Annotated in this window: 17 protein-coding genes; 10 read left to right on the forward strand and 7 right to left on the reverse strand. The window is 47.1% G+C overall.

The genetic code is table 11. The features are described from left to right. Positions 1-10: 10 nt before the first annotated feature. Positions 11-1,243: an OmpP1/FadL family transporter gene (locus GXP69_RS02170; RefSeq protein ID WP_163911788.1), complete on the reverse strand. Its 1,233-nt coding sequence runs from the start codon at positions 1,241-1,243 to the stop codon at positions 11-13. 285 nt (positions 1,244-1,528) lie between these two features. Here GXP69_RS02170 and GXP69_RS02175 point away from each other — a divergent pair, with 285 nt between their 5' ends. Then, on the forward strand, positions 1,529-2,422 hold the full coding sequence (locus tag GXP69_RS02175; RefSeq protein WP_163911791.1) for an NAD(P)/FAD-dependent oxidoreductase: 894 nt from the start codon (positions 1,529-1,531) through the stop codon (positions 2,420-2,422). A 63-nt stretch (positions 2,423-2,485) separates the two neighbouring features. On the opposite strand, the gene GXP69_RS02180 is transcribed toward GXP69_RS02175, so the two are convergent. Further along, on the reverse strand, positions 2,486-3,322 hold the full coding sequence (locus tag GXP69_RS02180; protein WP_163911794.1) for a cyanophycinase: 837 nt from the start codon (positions 3,320-3,322) through the stop codon (positions 2,486-2,488). A gap of 411 nt (positions 3,323-3,733) precedes the next feature. On the opposite strand from GXP69_RS02180, the gene GXP69_RS02185 reads away from it, so the two are divergent. Genes GXP69_RS02185 through GXP69_RS02195 form a run of 3 tightly spaced genes read left to right on the forward strand, consistent with a single transcriptional unit; the run spans position 3,734 to position 4,326 of the window. Continuing rightward, positions 3,734-3,898 carry a hypothetical protein gene (locus GXP69_RS02185; protein ID WP_163911797.1) on the forward strand — a complete coding sequence of 55 codons (165 nt, stop codon included), beginning with the start codon at positions 3,734-3,736 and terminating at the stop codon, positions 3,896-3,898. A gap of 51 nt (positions 3,899-3,949) precedes the next feature. Then, positions 3,950-4,114: a hypothetical protein gene (locus GXP69_RS02190; protein WP_163911800.1), complete on the forward strand. Its 165-nt coding sequence runs from the start codon at positions 3,950-3,952 to the stop codon at positions 4,112-4,114. 56 nt (positions 4,115-4,170) lie between these two features. Then, entirely contained in the window at positions 4,171-4,326 is a 156-nt protein-coding gene (locus tag GXP69_RS02195; RefSeq protein WP_163911803.1) for a hypothetical protein, read from the forward strand. A 442-nt stretch (positions 4,327-4,768) separates the two neighbouring features. On the opposite strand, the gene GXP69_RS02200 is transcribed toward GXP69_RS02195, so the two are convergent. Both GXP69_RS02200 and arfB read right to left on the reverse strand, forming a co-directional pair. Beyond that, on the reverse strand, positions 4,769-5,344 hold the full coding sequence (locus GXP69_RS02200; RefSeq protein ID WP_163911806.1) for a hypothetical protein: 576 nt from the start codon (positions 5,342-5,344) through the stop codon (positions 4,769-4,771). A gap of 210 nt (positions 5,345-5,554) precedes the next feature. Continuing rightward, positions 5,555-5,959, reverse strand: coding sequence for an alternative ribosome rescue aminoacyl-tRNA hydrolase ArfB (gene arfB / locus GXP69_RS02205; protein ID WP_163911809.1), 405 nt, complete (start codon positions 5,957-5,959; stop codon positions 5,555-5,557). Between the two features lie 107 nt (positions 5,960-6,066). Here arfB and GXP69_RS02210 point away from each other — a divergent pair, with 107 nt between their 5' ends. The 3 genes from GXP69_RS02210 to GXP69_RS02220 all read left to right on the forward strand — a co-directional run bounded on the left by GXP69_RS02210 (position 6,067) and on the right by GXP69_RS02220 (position 10,404). Next, entirely contained in the window at positions 6,067-7,767 is a 1,701-nt protein-coding gene (locus GXP69_RS02210; protein ID WP_235925530.1) for an alpha-amylase family protein, read from the forward strand. Between the two features lie 67 nt (positions 7,768-7,834). Beyond that, a complete protein-coding gene (locus GXP69_RS02215; protein WP_163911811.1) occupies positions 7,835-8,911 on the forward strand; it encodes a site-2 protease family protein in 1,077 nt (358 codons plus the stop codon). Between the two features lie 77 nt (positions 8,912-8,988). Continuing rightward, a complete protein-coding gene (locus tag GXP69_RS02220) occupies positions 8,989-10,404 on the forward strand; it encodes a thioredoxin-like domain-containing protein (protein WP_163911814.1) in 1,416 nt (471 codons plus the stop codon). 179 nt (positions 10,405-10,583) lie between these two features. Here the strand turns inward: GXP69_RS02220 and GXP69_RS02225 are convergent, their stop codons facing one another. The 3 genes from GXP69_RS02225 to GXP69_RS02235 form a co-directional block, all read right to left on the reverse strand. Continuing rightward, positions 10,584-11,135 carry a DinB family protein gene (locus GXP69_RS02225; RefSeq protein WP_163911816.1) on the reverse strand — a complete coding sequence of 184 codons (552 nt, stop codon included), beginning with the start codon at positions 11,133-11,135 and terminating at the stop codon, positions 10,584-10,586. Between the two features lie 106 nt (positions 11,136-11,241). Further along, positions 11,242-12,105 carry a YDG/SRA domain-containing protein gene (locus tag GXP69_RS02230; protein WP_163911819.1) on the reverse strand — a complete coding sequence of 288 codons (864 nt, stop codon included), beginning with the start codon at positions 12,103-12,105 and terminating at the stop codon, positions 11,242-11,244. Between the two features lie 59 nt (positions 12,106-12,164). After that, the gene (locus GXP69_RS02235) at positions 12,165-12,449 is read right to left on the reverse strand and encodes an acylphosphatase (protein WP_163911822.1); all 285 of its coding nucleotides are present in this window, start codon (positions 12,447-12,449) and stop codon (positions 12,165-12,167) included. A gap of 205 nt (positions 12,450-12,654) precedes the next feature. Between GXP69_RS02235 and sdaAA the strand changes: the two genes are divergently transcribed. The 3 genes from sdaAA (at position 12,655) to GXP69_RS02250 (ending at position 15,990) form a co-directional block, all read left to right on the forward strand. Beyond that, a complete protein-coding gene (gene sdaAA / locus GXP69_RS02240) occupies positions 12,655-13,560 on the forward strand; it encodes an L-serine ammonia-lyase, iron-sulfur-dependent, subunit alpha (RefSeq protein ID WP_163911824.1) in 906 nt (301 codons plus the stop codon). A 365-nt stretch (positions 13,561-13,925) separates the two neighbouring features. Further along, the gene (locus GXP69_RS02245; RefSeq protein ID WP_163911827.1) at positions 13,926-14,651 is read left to right on the forward strand and encodes a hypothetical protein; all 726 of its coding nucleotides are present in this window, start codon (positions 13,926-13,928) and stop codon (positions 14,649-14,651) included. Positions 14,652-14,814: 163 nt separating this feature from the next. Then, the gene (locus GXP69_RS02250; RefSeq protein WP_163911830.1) at positions 14,815-15,990 is read left to right on the forward strand and encodes a DUF4407 domain-containing protein; all 1,176 of its coding nucleotides are present in this window, start codon (positions 14,815-14,817) and stop codon (positions 15,988-15,990) included. Positions 15,991-16,000 lie beyond the last annotated feature (10 nt).

Raw genomic sequence — 16,000 nt, forward strand, 5'->3', positions numbered from 1 at the left:
ATCGCGTAAATTAGAAGTTGTAGTTAAAGGCAATACCTGGGATATATGCTATAGATTTGAATGTGCCCGGCACACCACCAGATAAGTTCGCTAAGTCTGTTCTCTCTTTCTTATTGATGTAAAGGAAAGAAGCATCTACGCCAAATTTCTCAGAGAAAGCGTAACCTAAACCAACTGAAAGACCGCGCGAATCAGCATCTGGTGTTTCTGGTGTTAAGTAGCCGTTTTCTACAGGTGTTTTATCTAAATAAGCACCGGCACGCACTGCAAGTGCATCGTTAACCTTATACTCGCCACCTATACGGTAAATGTAAACATCTTCGTAGTTACGGGCATTTGCAGAGAAGTTATTGCCGGCAACCGGTTTGGTAAAGTCAAAACGAAGTTCTTTGTATGCGCTCCATTCAACACGGCTGATATCAAGTGCTAATGTTAATTTATCGGAAGCCTGGTATCCAATACCAAATGACAGGGTGGCTGGCATTGGCAATGCAGCCGAAAACTGAGTGCCTGGCTGGAAGTTAGCGCCTGCAGCAGCAGGTACATTTGTGAAAGTAACATCGCCGTTCTCTACCTCCATATTTATCTTAGAGCGATAGTTCAGACCGAATGATAACTTATCAGATGCCTGTAAGTGGATACCTGCGTTAAAACCTACTGTTGTATTAGCGCCGCCATCCATTTCTATTTTAGCCTCATCGCCGTTGGAGTTTTGTACCGGAAGCACTCTCTGTAAGTTTACGCTACCAAAGGCTACAACCAGGCCAGCGCCCACACCCAGTTTATCAGTTATCTGATAACTCAGGGTCGGCTGTACATAAATTGCCTGTAACGAAAGCTCACTTAAGCCAAAACGACCGTTCCATTCATCACCCCATTTTACAGTGCTACCAAAAGGAGTATACACACCGATACCAGCCTTAAGCTTGTCTGTAATACCATATACACCATAAACATGGAAAGGCGTACCTGTTGGGTTATCGGCCTGTATAGTCTTGTTACTTTCAGGTGCCTGATAACCTATTTTAGCTGTGATAAAGCTAGCCCCGATGGTAACGCCATTACGTGCCTGCGCCATGGCGCCTGGGTTAAAGAAGATGCTTGATGTTCCTGTATTTAAACCAGTACCAGTGTGGCCCATGCCTATTTGCCGCTGGCTGGCAAGGTTTACCTGGTATCCGCCGGCCATAGCTGTGCCCGTGAGCAGGGTGCTACCCAGCAAGGCTAAAATTTTGCTTTTCATAAAGTGCTACTTTTAGTATAGAAGTGTTTATACATCTAAACAAATATAGAAATAATTAATATGCTACCTAATGGGCAAGATGTCTTTTTTCAAATATTTTTTGCTGTCGGTCGAAAATTATACTGAAACGGTTCAAAGATGTTCTAAAAACCAATATCTGTGCAGTTTAGCGGCTATGCATACGGGTTTTGCTGCAACTGGTATCTATAAATTTAAACCAAACAGCTTCATCCGGTAAAGCTGCTTGTACGTTTACATACTTTCCGAAAAGAACGACAGATAATTATGTATGATGTTATAATAATTGGTGGCGGTGCAGCCGGTTTAAATGCAGCTATGCTTTTAGGCAGGTCGCGCCGCAAGGTGGTGGTTTTTGATACAGGCAAGCCACGCAACCGCTGGTCTGACCATATGAACGGCTTCCTGAGCAGCGACGGAATGAACCCGCTGGAATTTATAAAGAAGGGCCGCGAAGAACTACAGAAGTATAATATAGAACTACAGGACAAACTTATAGTTACAGCTACCTATAGCAAGGGAATTTTTGTCGTAAACGATGCCGATGGCCAGGTATACAGATCAAGGAAATTGCTGCTGGCAACCGGCCTGAAAGATAAGCTGCCCGAAATAGAGGGTATAGAGCCTTATTATGGTAAAAGCATACACCATTGCCAGTACTGCGATGGCTGGGAAAACAGCGACAAAGCCATTGCCGTGTATGGCAAAAACCGGGATGGGGTGGGGCAAGCACTTGCTCTGACAACCTGGAGCAAAAATGTAACCCTCTACACAGATGGTACCGATAAGCTCCGGCACACTGATAAGGAGAAGCTACAACGCAATGGTGTTAAGATTTGCACGACACGCATTAACGGGCTAAGAGGCGATGGAGGACAGCTGAAGCAGATTGTGCTGGCCAACGGCGAGGTGCACGAGCAGCAGGCCATGTTTTTTAATACAGGTTGTATACAACAATGTGATTTAGGTGAGCAGTTAGGGTGCGAGTTTACCAGCAAAGGTGTAATTAAAACCCGCCGTAACCAGAAAACAGCAATCCCTGGCTTATACGTAGCCGGCGATGCCGACCGAGACATGCAACTGGTTATAGTTGCCGCCGCCGAGGGCGCCAAAGCCGGCGTGGCAATTAATATGGAACTACAGAAAGAGGACTATAAGTAGGATAGTAAAGCCGGGATGTGCCCGCTCAATGGCATTGCCCGGCTTTAATGTTTTGGCTCAAAGCTAAATTTTATTTCCGTTTAGGACAGGCTGGTATTCCATCGGCTGGAACAAATGCTCTTTCAGGCAGTAACGGTATCCTTCTACCAGCAGGTGCATCACTAGATTTTCCACCGCAATGGGCTCGTTTTCTTCTGCTTTGCGCACCCTGGAGAATTTAATTTTGCTTGCATCTATAATCGTTACCACTCCGGTACCAAATACCTCCACTAGGTTTCCTTCTTTTATGATAATGCCGGTTTCTTCACTAAGGCCAATGCCAATGTGAGTTGGGTCGTGGGCTACGGCGTGGGCCAGGCGGCCAAAACGACCTCGTTCAGCAAAGTGGGTATCAATGTAGATGTTGTTTATAAAACCGAACCCTTCGGTTGTTTTCATCTCACCTTTGATGAGCGAATAATGGCCATAGCCATCGTAGATCATTCGGTCAGACATAACGGCGGCGCCTGCGCTGGTACCTGATATAATAATATCTTCTTCCCGGTAGCGTCTGCTCATAATTTCAAGCAGCCTGGAGTTGCCCAGAAACTTGGAGAGCCGAAGCTGGTCGCCACCCGTAAAAAAGATAACGTTGGCACTGCTGATTCGCTCCAGGTTTTCCGGTGTATCAGCTTCGTGATCTTCGTCGATGCGCATGAACCGTACGTTGCTGCAGCCCAGTTCCTCAAAAGCCTCTTTATAAGCCTTTCCTGAGTCCAGGGCATCGTCCGGTTTGGGGGTGGCAGTCGCTATAACTTCTATATGAGAATGTATATCGCATATCTCTGACCTGATCAGTTTGATAAGACCATCATCATCTCCGCCTCCCAGGGCGATCAGTTTTCCTTTAACTCGTTGCATCTGTATTTCTACTAAAGAAGATGTCTGTTATACTCGGTTTTGGCTGGCTTTGTTGAATTGGTAGCGCGTGCTGGCACATCTCTCTACCCCTGAATTGTTGCTGCTGGTTATAGTTTGGCGTGTAAAATATTATGAGGTAGCATGTTACAACTGTTCGCTGTGTGTACACCTGTACGCTTATGAACAATGAACTGTACGCCGCCGGACACTCCTGATATTAAATATAGACTTGTTTGTATTGTATAATGCTGATAATCAGGTTATTGTGTGGTTTGGCACGTAAAGTGTAATATGCCAATCAGAAATAAAAAAAATTATAGAGAGCCGAGCAACCTTTTGGAAATGAGACTCATCTATTAGTTGAAAGCAGTCAGAAAAAAATATATCTATAACCACTAACTACCTAAAATTATGAAAATCATCGCACTTCTTATCTTCTTATTCCTGGGTTTCGGAGCCGTATGTAAAAAAACACTTACCGAAAACAAAGAGATCGCATTCCAGCACGAACTCAACCAGTACAAGTCTTACCCTAACCTGTTGCCAGTAGTTGAAGTTGTTGCCCCTAAGAGCTAATGTTAACGCACCTAAAAATTAAAAGCACCTGAACCTATAATCTTTAAAACTATGAAAATGATCCTTCTCCTTTTAGCTATGGTTGTTGCCTTCGCATTCGCCTTTATTAAAGCTACTGATGATGTTAAGAATGCCGTTGTGCAGCAGGAACTGGAGCATTACGCAGCGTACCCTAACATGCTGAATGTGGTGGAAGTAGTAGCTCCCCGCAGCTAACGAAGGCCACTTACAACTTGCTGACGCACATGCCTGACACCCTAACCAATAAACCTATGAAAGCCCTTCTCCTGATATTTGCTTTAATAATGTGCTTTTACCTGGCCCGGGTAAAAGCACGCGAAGCAAGAAACCTGATGACGCATACAAACTACCCCGAAATGCTGGTTGGCCCTAACCAGTATACAACTCCGCCAGCCTTTGCAGCATAAACCTGCGCAGGCTGGCGCTGTTGTTTATTAAGGATAAGCAGTTTTTTGTAAAATGTTATAGCAGCAGGCTAAATGCCTGCTTTTTTGTTTAGTAAAGCTCGCTAATGGTTTGCGAGTAGCTTTTTATGAAGTATAGTGGCGGTTAAATACCGTGTTACGGAAGTGTGCCGGTTTCCCTTTTATAGTTGCAGCAAAGCGCTTAACTTTACAGGGCAGAGTTTAATTAAGGTGTAAAGTGAGATTCAGATTCTGCAGAACGGGGCACGGCGCAAAACCCGTTAACCAACTATAAATGCGGTTGTTATTTAAATTGGCCGGGGAGTATACCCTGCTAACCTGCCAACTATGCCTCTAAAACCACATTAGAAAACAGACTACCGCAATAGCAATGTGCTCCACAAAAGACCCGGTCCCCTCCGGGTTTTTTTGTTTATAGTTGGTACTACTGTTTGTTGCCTTTAAAAATATCCCAGACAGAAGGAGTCTCGTCGCTGTTCTTCTTTTTCTTCTTCTTGCTATCCTTCTCATCATCTTTGTTGCCAAATGGCCAGATAGAGCGTTTCTTTTTCTTCTCTTTCACCAGCACATACCGCACCGATACACCCGACGACAGTCCAACCCAATCTTCGTGATTTATATGAAAGGCCGGTTTTATATCTGCCGACAGCAGGAAAGGCAAACCATTCACTTTATACTCTATGCCCAGTATCGCATCGGCGCCGGTAAAAACACCTTTATCTTTCAGGTTGCCAACGTGCCCGCCGGCACCTATGTAGTAGTTAAAGCGCTCGCCTAACAGAGGGAAGTGCCATTCGTACAAGGCGGTGCCACTGAATTCGCGCTCGCCCAGTGCACCAATTACTTCCAAAGTGCCGCGCTCGTTTAGCTTTTGCTGTAAGGATAAACCCAGTTTATCGCTCTCAAAACGTGGACCAAGGGCCGTACGGTATTTCTGAGCCGCAGCATCGAAGCTTAAGAAAGATAAAAGGACTAGTAATAGTGCGTATTTGAAGTTCATAAGGGTTAAGCAGTTGTTCAAGCAGCGCTTTGCAAAAACCTTTCCTGAAGTATAGAAAGATTTAAAAAGCGCCGCTTTAAAAATAAATAACTCGTATAGTTATAGTTCCAAAAAGATTAATTATATTTTATTGATAAATATTCCCACAATCCACGGTTCACAGTAAACAGAAGCAAGACAGCCTATACGCTGTCTTGTCTGCTTTATAAACTATAGGTTAAAACGCCGGTCGGCTTTTTTCTGCGACTGCCGCTTTTTGTTCTCGAGGCGTTGCTTTACCGATGCTCGGGTAGGTTTGGTGGCTTTGCGTTTTTTCTGGGGAGTGAGCGCCTGCCGCAGCAGCTCTTTAAAACGCTCGATGCAAAGGGCCTTGTTCTGTAGTTGGCTGCGCTCGGTCTGGCACACAACCTGCAGGTAGCCGTCGTTGTTTATGCGTGCTGCCAGTTTTTCCTGAATCCGCTGCTTCTCTTCAACGCTTAACAATTCGGAGCTTTCCACATGAAACCGTAGCTCTACTTTAGTTGCTACCTTATTTACATTCTGCCCGCCTGCACCACCGCTCCGCGATGCCTGAAATTGTAGTTCTTTCTCAAAATCTCTTTCTGAAATATCCATGTAGCGCCTTGCCTAAAGGTGTTTGCCTATACCATACGAACGAACCATAGTATAAAGTATAGTCGTAGTACAAGGTACCCTAATTTATTTGCCCTGCCACAATTTGTTTGCGCGGTACCGGGCAGCAGCACCTGTCCGGATCAACTATAGCCGGGCACCAAAACGATAGTTACATGGAAGAAAAAGACCTGTGGTACAAACGGGCCGTAGTGTATGCCCTGGATGTAGAAACCTTTCAGGACTCTGATAACGATGGCATCGGCGATTTTCAGGGACTCATCAGCCGACTGGATTACATAGCGACCTTAGGTATAACCTGCATCTGGCTGCTGCCTTTTTACCCCACACCCAACCGCGACAATGGCTATGATGTGATGGACTATTATAATGTAGACAAGCGCTTGGGTGACCTCGGCGACTTTGCCATCTTTATAAAGGAAGCCAACGAGCGCGGCATGAAAGTGATCGTAGACCTGGTGATCAACCATACATCCGACCAGCATCCCTGGTTTCAGGAAGCACGCCGCAACCCGAACTCGAAGTACCGCAACTACTATACCTGGGTAAAAGAAGAACCTGAAGAAGACATAGGTAAACCGGCCTTTGCTGACAAACAGGACGGCATTTGGAACTGGGACGAAGAGGCCCAAATGTTTTACCTGCACCGCTTTTACGAGCATCAGCCTGACTTGAACATTGCCAACCCGGATGTGCGCGAGGAGATACACCGCATTATGCGATTCTGGCTGATGCTGGGTGTGGCAGGTTTCAGGGTGGATGCAGCTCATATCCTGATCCAGAGCGATACCGAGAAGGACAAGCTCGAATTTTACGACCTGATAGAAGACATGCGCGAGTTTATAAATACCCATAGTCAGGATGCCGTGCTGCTGGCCGAAGCGTCGGGACCGCCGCATGTGGTGGGCTCGTTTTTTAAGGGTAAACAGCGCATGCATATGATGTTTAACTTCCTGCTGAACCAGCACGTTTTTCTGGCCCTGGCCCGTAAAGAAGGTTCGCCCATCGCCAAAGGCATGCGCATGTTGCCCGACAAAGATTACACCTCGCAGTGGCTTAACTTTTTGCGTCATCATGACGAGCTGAACATTGAAGACCTGGAGAAATCGGAGCAGGACGATATATTTAAAGTATTTGCTCCCGACGAAGACATGAAGATATTTGGCCGGGGCATACGGCGCAGGTTGCCACCCATACTCAGCGATAACCGGGCCCGAATGGAGCTTGCCTATAGTTTGCTGTTTACCCTACCAGGCACACCCATGATACAGTACGGGGCCGAAATAGGCATGGGCGACGACCTGACACAGCCGGAGCGTAACAGCGTAAGAACACCCATGCAGTGGGCCAATGCGCTGAACGGCGGCTTCTCTGATTACGAAGGCGACCTGATCCGGCCCATCATCAGTTCGGGCAAGTATAGCTACAAAAAAGTAAACGTTACGGATCAGCTCTGCGACCCTGACTCATTTTTGAACTGGATGGAGCGGATCATACGCATGCGGCGACAGTTTCCGGAGCTCGGCAGCGGTGATTTCAGTATTATTGAAACCGATAACCGGAAAGTATTTGCCCATAGTTGCTCCCAAAAATTTACGCTTTACGTGGTGCATAACCTGAGCAGCCAACCCCAGAAAGTGCTTATACCCGAGTTGCAGGCTGCCGAACCCAACCTGATAGAAGTTACCAGTAACCAGACTTACAAAGCCCCGAAAAATGGTGAAGTAGCGTTGAGTGCCTATGGCTACCGCTGGTTCAGGGTACGTAAATCGCTGGCTAAAACTACGTAGGCAGGCGCAAGAACAAATAGCGTGGCAGGTCGTTTCAGTATAGTATAGCTATAGTTGCTGAACTGATATGAAATGGTCGTTAACGCTGGGCAGAGTAGCCGGCATAAAAATTCTGGTGCACTGGACCTTTGTGCTGTTGCTGGGTTGGGTGGCTTTTTCTGAAGCACAGCGTGGCAGCGACCTGAACACCATTCTGCTGGCTATTGGTTTTGTGCTGGCTGTTTTCTTTTGCGTGGTGCTGCACGAGTTGGGCCATTCACTCACAGCCAAACGCTACGGCATTAAAACCCGCATGATCACGCTGCTGCCTATAGGTGGCGTAGCCAGCCTGGAGCAGATGCCTGAAAACCCGAAACAGGAACTTTTAATTGCGCTGGCAGGCCCGGCTGTGAATGTAGTGATCGCGCTATTACTTTGGTTGGTATTGCCTGGCCTGAGCAGTGTGCCCAACGAAGATTTTTTTATGCGGATAACAGCTGCCAACTTCTTCTACATGCTACTGTTCGTGAATATTGTGTTAGTATTATTCAATGCCATTCCGGCTTTCCCGATGGATGGGGGCCGTGTGTTGCGGGCGCTGCTGGCCTTTAAACTGGGCAGGGTGCGCGCCACCCAAATTGCGGCAAACCTGGGCCAATTGCTGGCTATCTTCTTTGTGTTCTATGGGTTCTTCGCCAATCCTTTCCTGATTCTGATTGGTTTGTTCGTGTTTTTTGGCGCCTATACCGAGAATGTGGTGGTGCAGCAACTGGACTTTTTGCGTGGCCACGTGGTGCGGGAAGGCATGATGACCAACTATGTTACCCTGACCCCGACCGATACCGTAAAAGATGCACTTGAAAAACTCCTGATGGGCTCAGAACACGACTTTATAGTGGAGCAGGAAGGCACAGTACTCGGCACGCTTACCCGCGGGCAGCTGATTCAGGCGCTGAAAGGAAACAAAACCGAAGCACCAGTAGGCGAGATCATGAGCACCGACATTGTTACCTTTGATGTGCGCGATAAACTGGCCAATGCCTACACCGAACTGCAGAAATCAAAAGCGCCACTCTATCCGGTTCTGGAAAACGGTCGCCTGGCCGGCGTTATCAACACCGATAACATCAACGAGTTTATCATGATCAAATCAGCGCTGCAGTAAGTTGCTATAGTTGTGGCGTTGCAAAACCTTTCCTATAGTTGGCGGTAACTATAGAATTACACCATCCACTATAAAGTATGCTGACAGGCCGCGTAAATGCCCCCGACCTACGAACTGCCCATGGCTGGCTGAACACTAACCGCGAGCTAACTATAAAAGACCTGCGGGGTAAAATTGTGCTGCTCGATTTCTGGACCTTTGGCTGCATCAACTGCCAGCACATCGTGCCCGACCTGAAGCGCCTGGAAGAAGAATTCAACGACGTGCTGGTGGTAATTGGCGTACATTCCGCTAAGTTCGATGCCGAAAAGCAGAACGAAACGATAAAACAAGCCATCCTGAAATTCGGGATTGAGCACCCGGTGTTGAACGACGCCGACTATAAACTATGGGACCAGTATGGCATAAAAGCATGGCCAACTATAGTTTTGATAGACCCGCATGGCAAAGTGGTTGGGCAGCATGCCGGCGAAGGTGTTTACGATAGGGTGCAACCTTACATACAGCGCCTGAAAGCTGAGTTTAAAGACGAACTGAACTACGAGCCTGTCGATTTCCACGTGGAGCGCCGCGAGACTTCTGTGCTCTTCTTCCCGTCCAAGCTCATCAGCGACCCCGAAGGCAATATTTACCTATCCGACAGTGGGCACAATCGGATTTTAAAACTAAATCAGCAAGGGTTGATTCTTGAAACGATTGGCAGTGGCGAACAAGGATTTAGTGACGGTAACTATAGCAATGCCACTTTTTACGAACCACACGGCATGGCGCTGCGCGGTGATATGTTGTATATAGCCGATGCCAAGAACAACGCCATCCGGAAAGTAGACCTGAAACACAAAATGGTAACAACTATAGCTGGCAACGGCGAGCTGGATTATTACTTTATGGATGAACGCACCCAGGAACCGGTTAACCCCAACAGCCCTTGGGATTTGCTTATTTACGGGGAGAGCATGTTTATTGCCAGTGCCGGTAACCACCAGGTGCTGCGCATGGATCTGAACACAGAAAAAGTATACCGTTTTGCCGGCTCCGGCCGCGAAGCCCTGGCAGATGGCCGTTGGCTGGAATCTGCTTTTAACCAGCCCAGCGGACTGGCCATAAACGGAAATGTACTGTACGTAGCCGATGCCGAAGCCAGCGCCATCCGAACTATAAACATCGATACTGGCATGGTGCTCACCCCGCTCGGCCAAGGCTTGTTCGATTTTGGAGATATAGATGGACATGTAGACGATGCCCTGCTGCAGCACTGCGTAGGCGTAGAGATTATAGACAGCGACGTATACATTGCCGACACCTACAACGGTAAAATAAAAGTGCTCGACCTGAGCCGCAATCGCGTTCGCACCCTAACCAGCGGCCTGCACGAACCCAACGATCTGCTCTTCCTGAACGGCAAACTATGGGTTACCAGTACCAACAGCCACCAGCTTTTTAAAGTAGACTTGAACACCGGCGAGAAGGAAGAAGTTTTGATTGTTAGTTGATGATTGTCGATTGTTAGCAGGTTCGAGTAACAAGCCTTTGCCGCAAGTTTGCAACTTGTAGTTATAGGTGGGGCCAGTTTATAGCCGGCAAAACTATAGTTCCGGGAAATACTAGCTACAAACTGGCGGCATGCTCACCAGCAATCAACAATAAACAATCAGCAATCAAACTTACGCTGCTAACTGGTCACTAATACCGCTTCTTGTTTTACTCTGAGTGCCTGTTGTAGGTGGCGCTCCTGGTGGGTAACTATAAACTCCAGCGTTTCGCCGATCCGCATTTTCAGCAGCTTAAAGAACTCTACCGGAATGACTTTCTTGTTCAGGTTAGCAGTTTTGGCGCTTCGCAATAGGTTTTCCAAGTCTTGCAGGTGCTCCAGAAACTCGGTTATAGTTGCGGTGCTTAGCTGGCTGTTGGCCGGGTTCATGTGCTTTACCGTTTTGTGCTTTTTGCCATTTTGCGGGCGCACCATCTCCAGCGATTTCTTGCCCAACCAACTATAGCTAATGCCAGGTGCAGAGTTATTGCTTGTATGCTTAGTTATGGCTTTGGCAAGAGCAGGGTTGTAATAGCGGCTGTAGCGGTTCAGATGTTCCAGGCACTCCAGTATGCTCCAGCTTTCAGGGGCAGATTTATAGTTCAGTAGGCTATTGTCCAACGACGATATCTCCGAAACTATAGTTTGGTACTGCCCGCTAACCATCTGCTCTAGTTGTTCTAATGTGATCATGTGACTATAGTTTGTTTTGTGAACAGCTTTGCCCCGATCAGGATTTATGATTTCGGGCCAGCTTAATCGTAGCTACAAGATTCGCTCGAGTAGGGCGGAGTATGGGTTAGATAGTAAAGTGCTCCCTATGATACCGGAGAAAATCTTTATTGATCTGATGCTCAGGTTTTACAGTTAGTTTGCCATCTAAACCAACTAAAGTAAAATCATCATCAATCATAAATCCACCAAAGTCAAACATTACATGATGATTAGGACACAAGCAGAGCAGGTTATCTAACGTATCCGGACCATGATGCGGCTCACCGAGTGGTTTTATATGGGCTGCTTCAGCATAAAAACCAGCATTTGTAAAAAGCTTTGTGTTACATACCTGGCAGTGAAAATTATAAATTTCTTTTACTCTTATAGTTAAACTATAGTCGCGGTTAATTCGCTGCTGTATAACTGTTGTTCGGGTTGTCTTTGCATATTCCGGAGCATCTTCTTTAACTTCAAAGCCAAGGCTTTTGTCAGTATCTATCTTCTCTAGACGGAACAGCCAAACGTTAAAGCCAGATTTACCTTTCTTCTTCCAATACTTAACTACTTTGTATAAACCATCATACCTGTAGCCAAACTCAGGAGAGAATTGAGACTTATGGCTCGCACCCCTTATTACTCTGACCGGCAACCCATTCTGGCAGTTAATTGCTAAGGCTAAGTTTTTGTCTGATAGAATCTGATTAGCCACTTGTTTCTTAGAGTCCGGGTCTCTTCCGCCATGCCCCGTATAGATAATCACATCGCCTAAATCCTGATCATCTTCATAGCCACCGGAAAGAACTATAGAGTCAGCACCTTCTTTTTGAGAGCCGCTTATACCAGCTTGGGTTGGCCTATGAACTTTGCTATGCGAAAGCGTTAGTCTGTTTTCAAAATTATCCCCTTCGTAAACATTAGGGATGTGCCCAAAGATGCGCTCAGCCATGGGGTTACAGTTGTTGATGTATTAGTAAATGTAGTTAATTATCAGAACAATACTATATCCTACCGCCGCTGCTCAAACTTGTTAAACCCAGCCAATCCATCCAACTCCTTTACTTCCACTTTCTCCACTCGCGCACGGTCCGGCCCATGATGTGCCCAGGTTTCGAGCTGAGCTATAGTTTCAGGGTTGCCTTCGGCTTCTAAGTACACGGTGCCGTCTGGCTCGTTCTGCACAAAACCGGTAAGGCCAAGTTCCTGTGCTTTCTCCTGGGTGCTGGCCCTGAAAAAGACTCCCTGTACTTTTCCGTATACTTTCATGGAAACCCGTTTATAGTTGTTGTTCATGGTTTTATAGTTTAAGTTAGCTGCATCATGTGCTACGCAACAAAGTTAAGCTTGTTAGCCAGGGTTTTACAGCGCCCGGGGTAGAACAAAACAGGGTAGTGCTGTTGTTATACTATAAGCCCCAACTATAGGGCTTTGCTGAAATTTGATTTATCTTTATTGCCGCCGTTTTTAAAAGCATCCGGTAGGTTTAGAACAGAACTATATGTCGTTATTATTCACTGATTTTAAGAGCTGGGACGCGCACTGCGCTGAAACCGGCCAACCACTATACCAGCCGGTACTGGAATACGAAATTGAGCAGAAAGGCCGTACCGAAGAATTTATCTGGGAAAACATTGCCAAGGCGTACGAGGTGATGAAGGATGCCGTAAAAACCGGCCTCACCGAAAACATGACCTCGCGCTCGGGCATGGTAAACAACGGTGCTAAAAAAGTGGCCAACTCACCGGTTACCGTGCTGTCGCCGGAGTTTCAAATGCTGGTTTCAAGGGCGTTGGGTGCTAAGGAAGTAAACTCGTGCATGGGCCGTGTGGTGGCAGCGCCTACTGCCGGTGCGTCGGGTATTTTGCCGGGTGCCTTTACCACGCTGCAGGACCTGCATGGACTAGATGACAGAAAGATACATGAAGCCTTGCTGGTTGCAGCCGGTATAGCGCTTATTATTGAACAGAATGCCTCGCTGGCAGGTGCCGTAGGTGGTTGTCAGGCCGAAACTGGCAGTGCTGCTGCTATGGCAGCCGGCGGTATCGTTTACTGCCTGGGCGGCGATGTGAAGCAGGTGTTCAATGCCGTGGCCATTACTATACAGTGTATGCTTGGTTTGGTGTGCGACCCTGTTGCCGGGCTTGTAGAAGTGCCGTGTATAGTGCGTAATGCCAGTGCGGCTGCAATTGCTTATTCATCGTCGCAGTTGGCTATAGCTGGTGTAGACCCAGTTATACCGGTAGACCAGTGCGTGGCTGCCCTCGGCGAAGTAGGCGAGAGCATGGAGCGTAAGTATAAAGAAACTGCTGAAGGTGGTCTGGCCAATACACCACGTGCCCGCGAAATAGAAAGCTTTGTGCTGGTGCAGGACGTGGAAATTTTGCCTGACGAAGACACAGTGTAACAGTTAGAAAGTAGGGAAGTTAAAAAGTTAGAAAGGGTGGATGACCTGTGCGGTTATTTGCCCTTTTATTTTGTAGTGCAGGCAACTGTTTCTATAGTTAGATGCTCTTTATAGTTGAAGAACTATAGTTTATTATTGTCATTTCGAAAAAAGTGAGAAATCTTATGCAGCTTCTGAGTGGGACAGATAAGATCTCTTGTAGTTACGCTGGCTCTTTTCGACTCGCGTCTCAAGAGTACTCAGGATGACAAGTAATTTATTCCCCTCCTGGGAGGGGCAGGAGTGGGTTTACACTTTACCCGAATCATCGATAGACTACATCAATACCAAACTATAAAAAATCAATTGAGCGCTAACTATAAACTATGAAAAAGCACCTGATCATCGCATCGCTGGCTGTGGCCACTACACTATCGGCGTGCACTGTACCACAAATGGCTGTAGAATCCAGCTTTAAGCAGCAGGCCGAAGAGCTGCCGATAGCCGGGCGCAACATGTTTAAGCCGAATGGCAGCTTTACCATCGGCAACTACACGGTTGTAAATGTAAAGCGTGGTTGGGTGCAAAAAAGCAGCACTAACATTTTTGGCTACAACGAGAACGAAGCCAGGCAGAAGTATCAGCTCACCTTACAAAACGAGCAGGGGCAACAGTGGTCGGTTGCCTCGGCAAGCTACCTGGGCATAAAGTCGTGGGAGGATGGCAACGGCCTTACAATAGAGCTTTCGCCGAACATGGAGTATTATGCCAGCCAGATCATCTCTCCGGATGGCGAGGAATGGCGCGTTTTAACTATAGATCCCCGGCATTATTTTAAGCGAAAGGACTTTGTAGGTGAGCTCACAAACGGGAGTACCACTTTTAAGCTGGAGCCGGTTTACAAATTTGAAGGCAAATCGCTACCACTTTCAGAGATAGTAGGATATGCGTTTCGGGATGCTAACGGCATGGTTGGAGCAGTGCAGGTTATAAACGGAGGTAAGGTGTGGCTAAAGCCTGACTTGCAGGCAGATACGCGTGCCGTAGTAGCCAGTGCCATGGCCTCGTTTTTGCTTTACAACAAGATAGAAGAAAGCTTTCAGGACAATTGAACTTAATCGAATAATGCTGCTGTTGCCGCTTTAAGCGTAAGTTCGTCCCTTTTTGCCGGCGGTTCGTCACATTTTAGAACTCAAAAGTATAAAAACCAGTAAGTTGCGCGTTAATAATGCAGGTCGTGCTTTGCGTCAGGCTTGTTCAGTTCAGTAAGAATAAATGAAGAATTTTTTTTGGTGGTGCGCCGGTGCCGACGACACCATTTTAGAGAAGTGCTCTAAGTCGGAGCACGTAAAATATGCAGGTGTTGGTGCAACCGTGCTCTTTACAGGCGTGCTGGCCAGCTTATCGGGCGGTTATGCCCTTTACTCTGTGTTCGATTCGGTGCCTATGGCCATGGCTTTTGGCTTGTTGTGGGGTGCCGTTATCTTCAACCTCGATCGTTTTATAGTTTCCACTATCCGGAAAGAAGGCCGCTTCTGGAAAGAGTTACTGATGGTAACGCCGCGTATTTTGCTGGCGCTGATACTGGCAATCGTTATTTCTAAACCGCTGGAGCTGAAGATATTTGACAAAGAGATACAGGCCATTCTGAAAGAAAAGCAGGCCGAACTGGCGATACAGCATAAAACCCTGGTAGGCAAACAGTTTGCCGAAGTAGATTCTGTGAAGTCTGAGATTACGGCCATCCGTGCTGAGATTGAAGCGAAAGTGCAGGAGCGTAATAAACTATACGAACTGGTAGCTGCCGAAGCCGACGGTACAGGTGGTACAGGCAAAGTTGGTAAAGGCCCGATTTACGAAGAGAAAAAGCGCCAGTACGACAAAGTAGATGAAGAACTGAAGCTACTGCAGGCCAGCGCCGCCGACCGGATTCTGGTTAAGGAAAAACGCATTGCCGACCTGATGAAACAGTACGACCAGACGGTAGCTGAAGGTCAGAAAAGTTTTTCTAACTACGATGGCCTAATGGCCCGTATTGATGCTCTGAACCAACTGCCGTGGTTGCCGGTGTTCTTTATTACATTGCTTTTCATCTGTCTGGAGACAGCCCCGATTTTCACGAAGCTCATCACTAACAAAGGCCCTTACGATGATATTCTGAAAGGTGTGGAGCACGAACGTACCACCCAGGAAATGCAGCGTGTGCTGGAGCGCCAGAAACAGTACGACACCCGCCAAGCAGTAGCCGAAGCCAAGTTTGCTGCTCGTATGGAGTATGAAATTGATGCCAAACGCGAAGAAGAACGTATCAAGTCCGACGCTCATTTAGATGTGGTCCGCGAATCTGCAGCTGTATGGCGCGAGCGTAAACTAACTGATGTGAACCGCAGCCCGAATACCGCCGCCGAAATACTGAACGATGGCGAAGAGAACGGCTACTATAAGTGGTAAAAAAAGAATA

Origin of the sequence: Pontibacter burrus, from assembly GCF_010686685.1 — a bacterium.
GTDB classification, from domain to species: domain Bacteria; phylum Bacteroidota; class Bacteroidia; order Cytophagales; family Hymenobacteraceae; genus Pontibacter; species Pontibacter burrus.

Bases quoted from the DNA above. Each gene is read 5' to 3' on its own strand.
- GXP69_RS02220 (WP_163911814.1), top strand. From the start codon at position 8,989: ATGCTGACAGGCCGCGTAAATGCCCCCGACCTACGAACTGCCCATGGC.
- arfB (WP_163911809.1), bottom strand. From the start codon at position 5,959: ATGGATATTTCAGAAAGAGATTTTGAGAAAGAACTACAATTTCAGGCA.
- GXP69_RS02195 (WP_163911803.1), top strand. From the start codon at position 4,171: ATGAAAGCCCTTCTCCTGATATTTGCTTTAATAATGTGCTTTTACCTG.
- GXP69_RS02235 (WP_163911822.1), bottom strand. From the start codon at position 12,449: ATGAACAACAACTATAAACGGGTTTCCATGAAAGTATACGGAAAAGTA.
- GXP69_RS02175 (WP_163911791.1), top strand. From the start codon at position 1,529: ATGTATGATGTTATAATAATTGGTGGCGGTGCAGCCGGTTTAAATGCA.
- GXP69_RS02225 (WP_163911816.1), bottom strand. From the start codon at position 11,135: ATGATCACATTAGAACAACTAGAGCAGATGGTTAGCGGGCAGTACCAA.
- GXP69_RS02185 (WP_163911797.1), top strand. From the start codon at position 3,734: ATGAAAATCATCGCACTTCTTATCTTCTTATTCCTGGGTTTCGGAGCC.
- GXP69_RS02250 (WP_163911830.1), top strand. From the start codon at position 14,815: ATGAAGAATTTTTTTTGGTGGTGCGCCGGTGCCGACGACACCATTTTA.
- GXP69_RS02190 (WP_163911800.1), top strand. From the start codon at position 3,950: ATGAAAATGATCCTTCTCCTTTTAGCTATGGTTGTTGCCTTCGCATTC.
- GXP69_RS02200 (WP_163911806.1), bottom strand. From the start codon at position 5,344: ATGAACTTCAAATACGCACTATTACTAGTCCTTTTATCTTTCTTAAGC.
- GXP69_RS02215 (WP_163911811.1), top strand. From the start codon at position 7,835: ATGAAATGGTCGTTAACGCTGGGCAGAGTAGCCGGCATAAAAATTCTG.
- GXP69_RS02180 (WP_163911794.1), bottom strand. From the start codon at position 3,322: ATGCAACGAGTTAAAGGAAAACTGATCGCCCTGGGAGGCGGAGATGAT.
- GXP69_RS02230 (WP_163911819.1), bottom strand. From the start codon at position 12,105: ATGGCTGAGCGCATCTTTGGGCACATCCCTAATGTTTACGAAGGGGAT.
- GXP69_RS02245 (WP_163911827.1), top strand. From the start codon at position 13,926: ATGAAAAAGCACCTGATCATCGCATCGCTGGCTGTGGCCACTACACTA.
- sdaAA (WP_163911824.1), top strand. From the start codon at position 12,655: ATGTCGTTATTATTCACTGATTTTAAGAGCTGGGACGCGCACTGCGCT.
- GXP69_RS02170 (WP_163911788.1), bottom strand. From the start codon at position 1,243: ATGAAAAGCAAAATTTTAGCCTTGCTGGGTAGCACCCTGCTCACGGGC.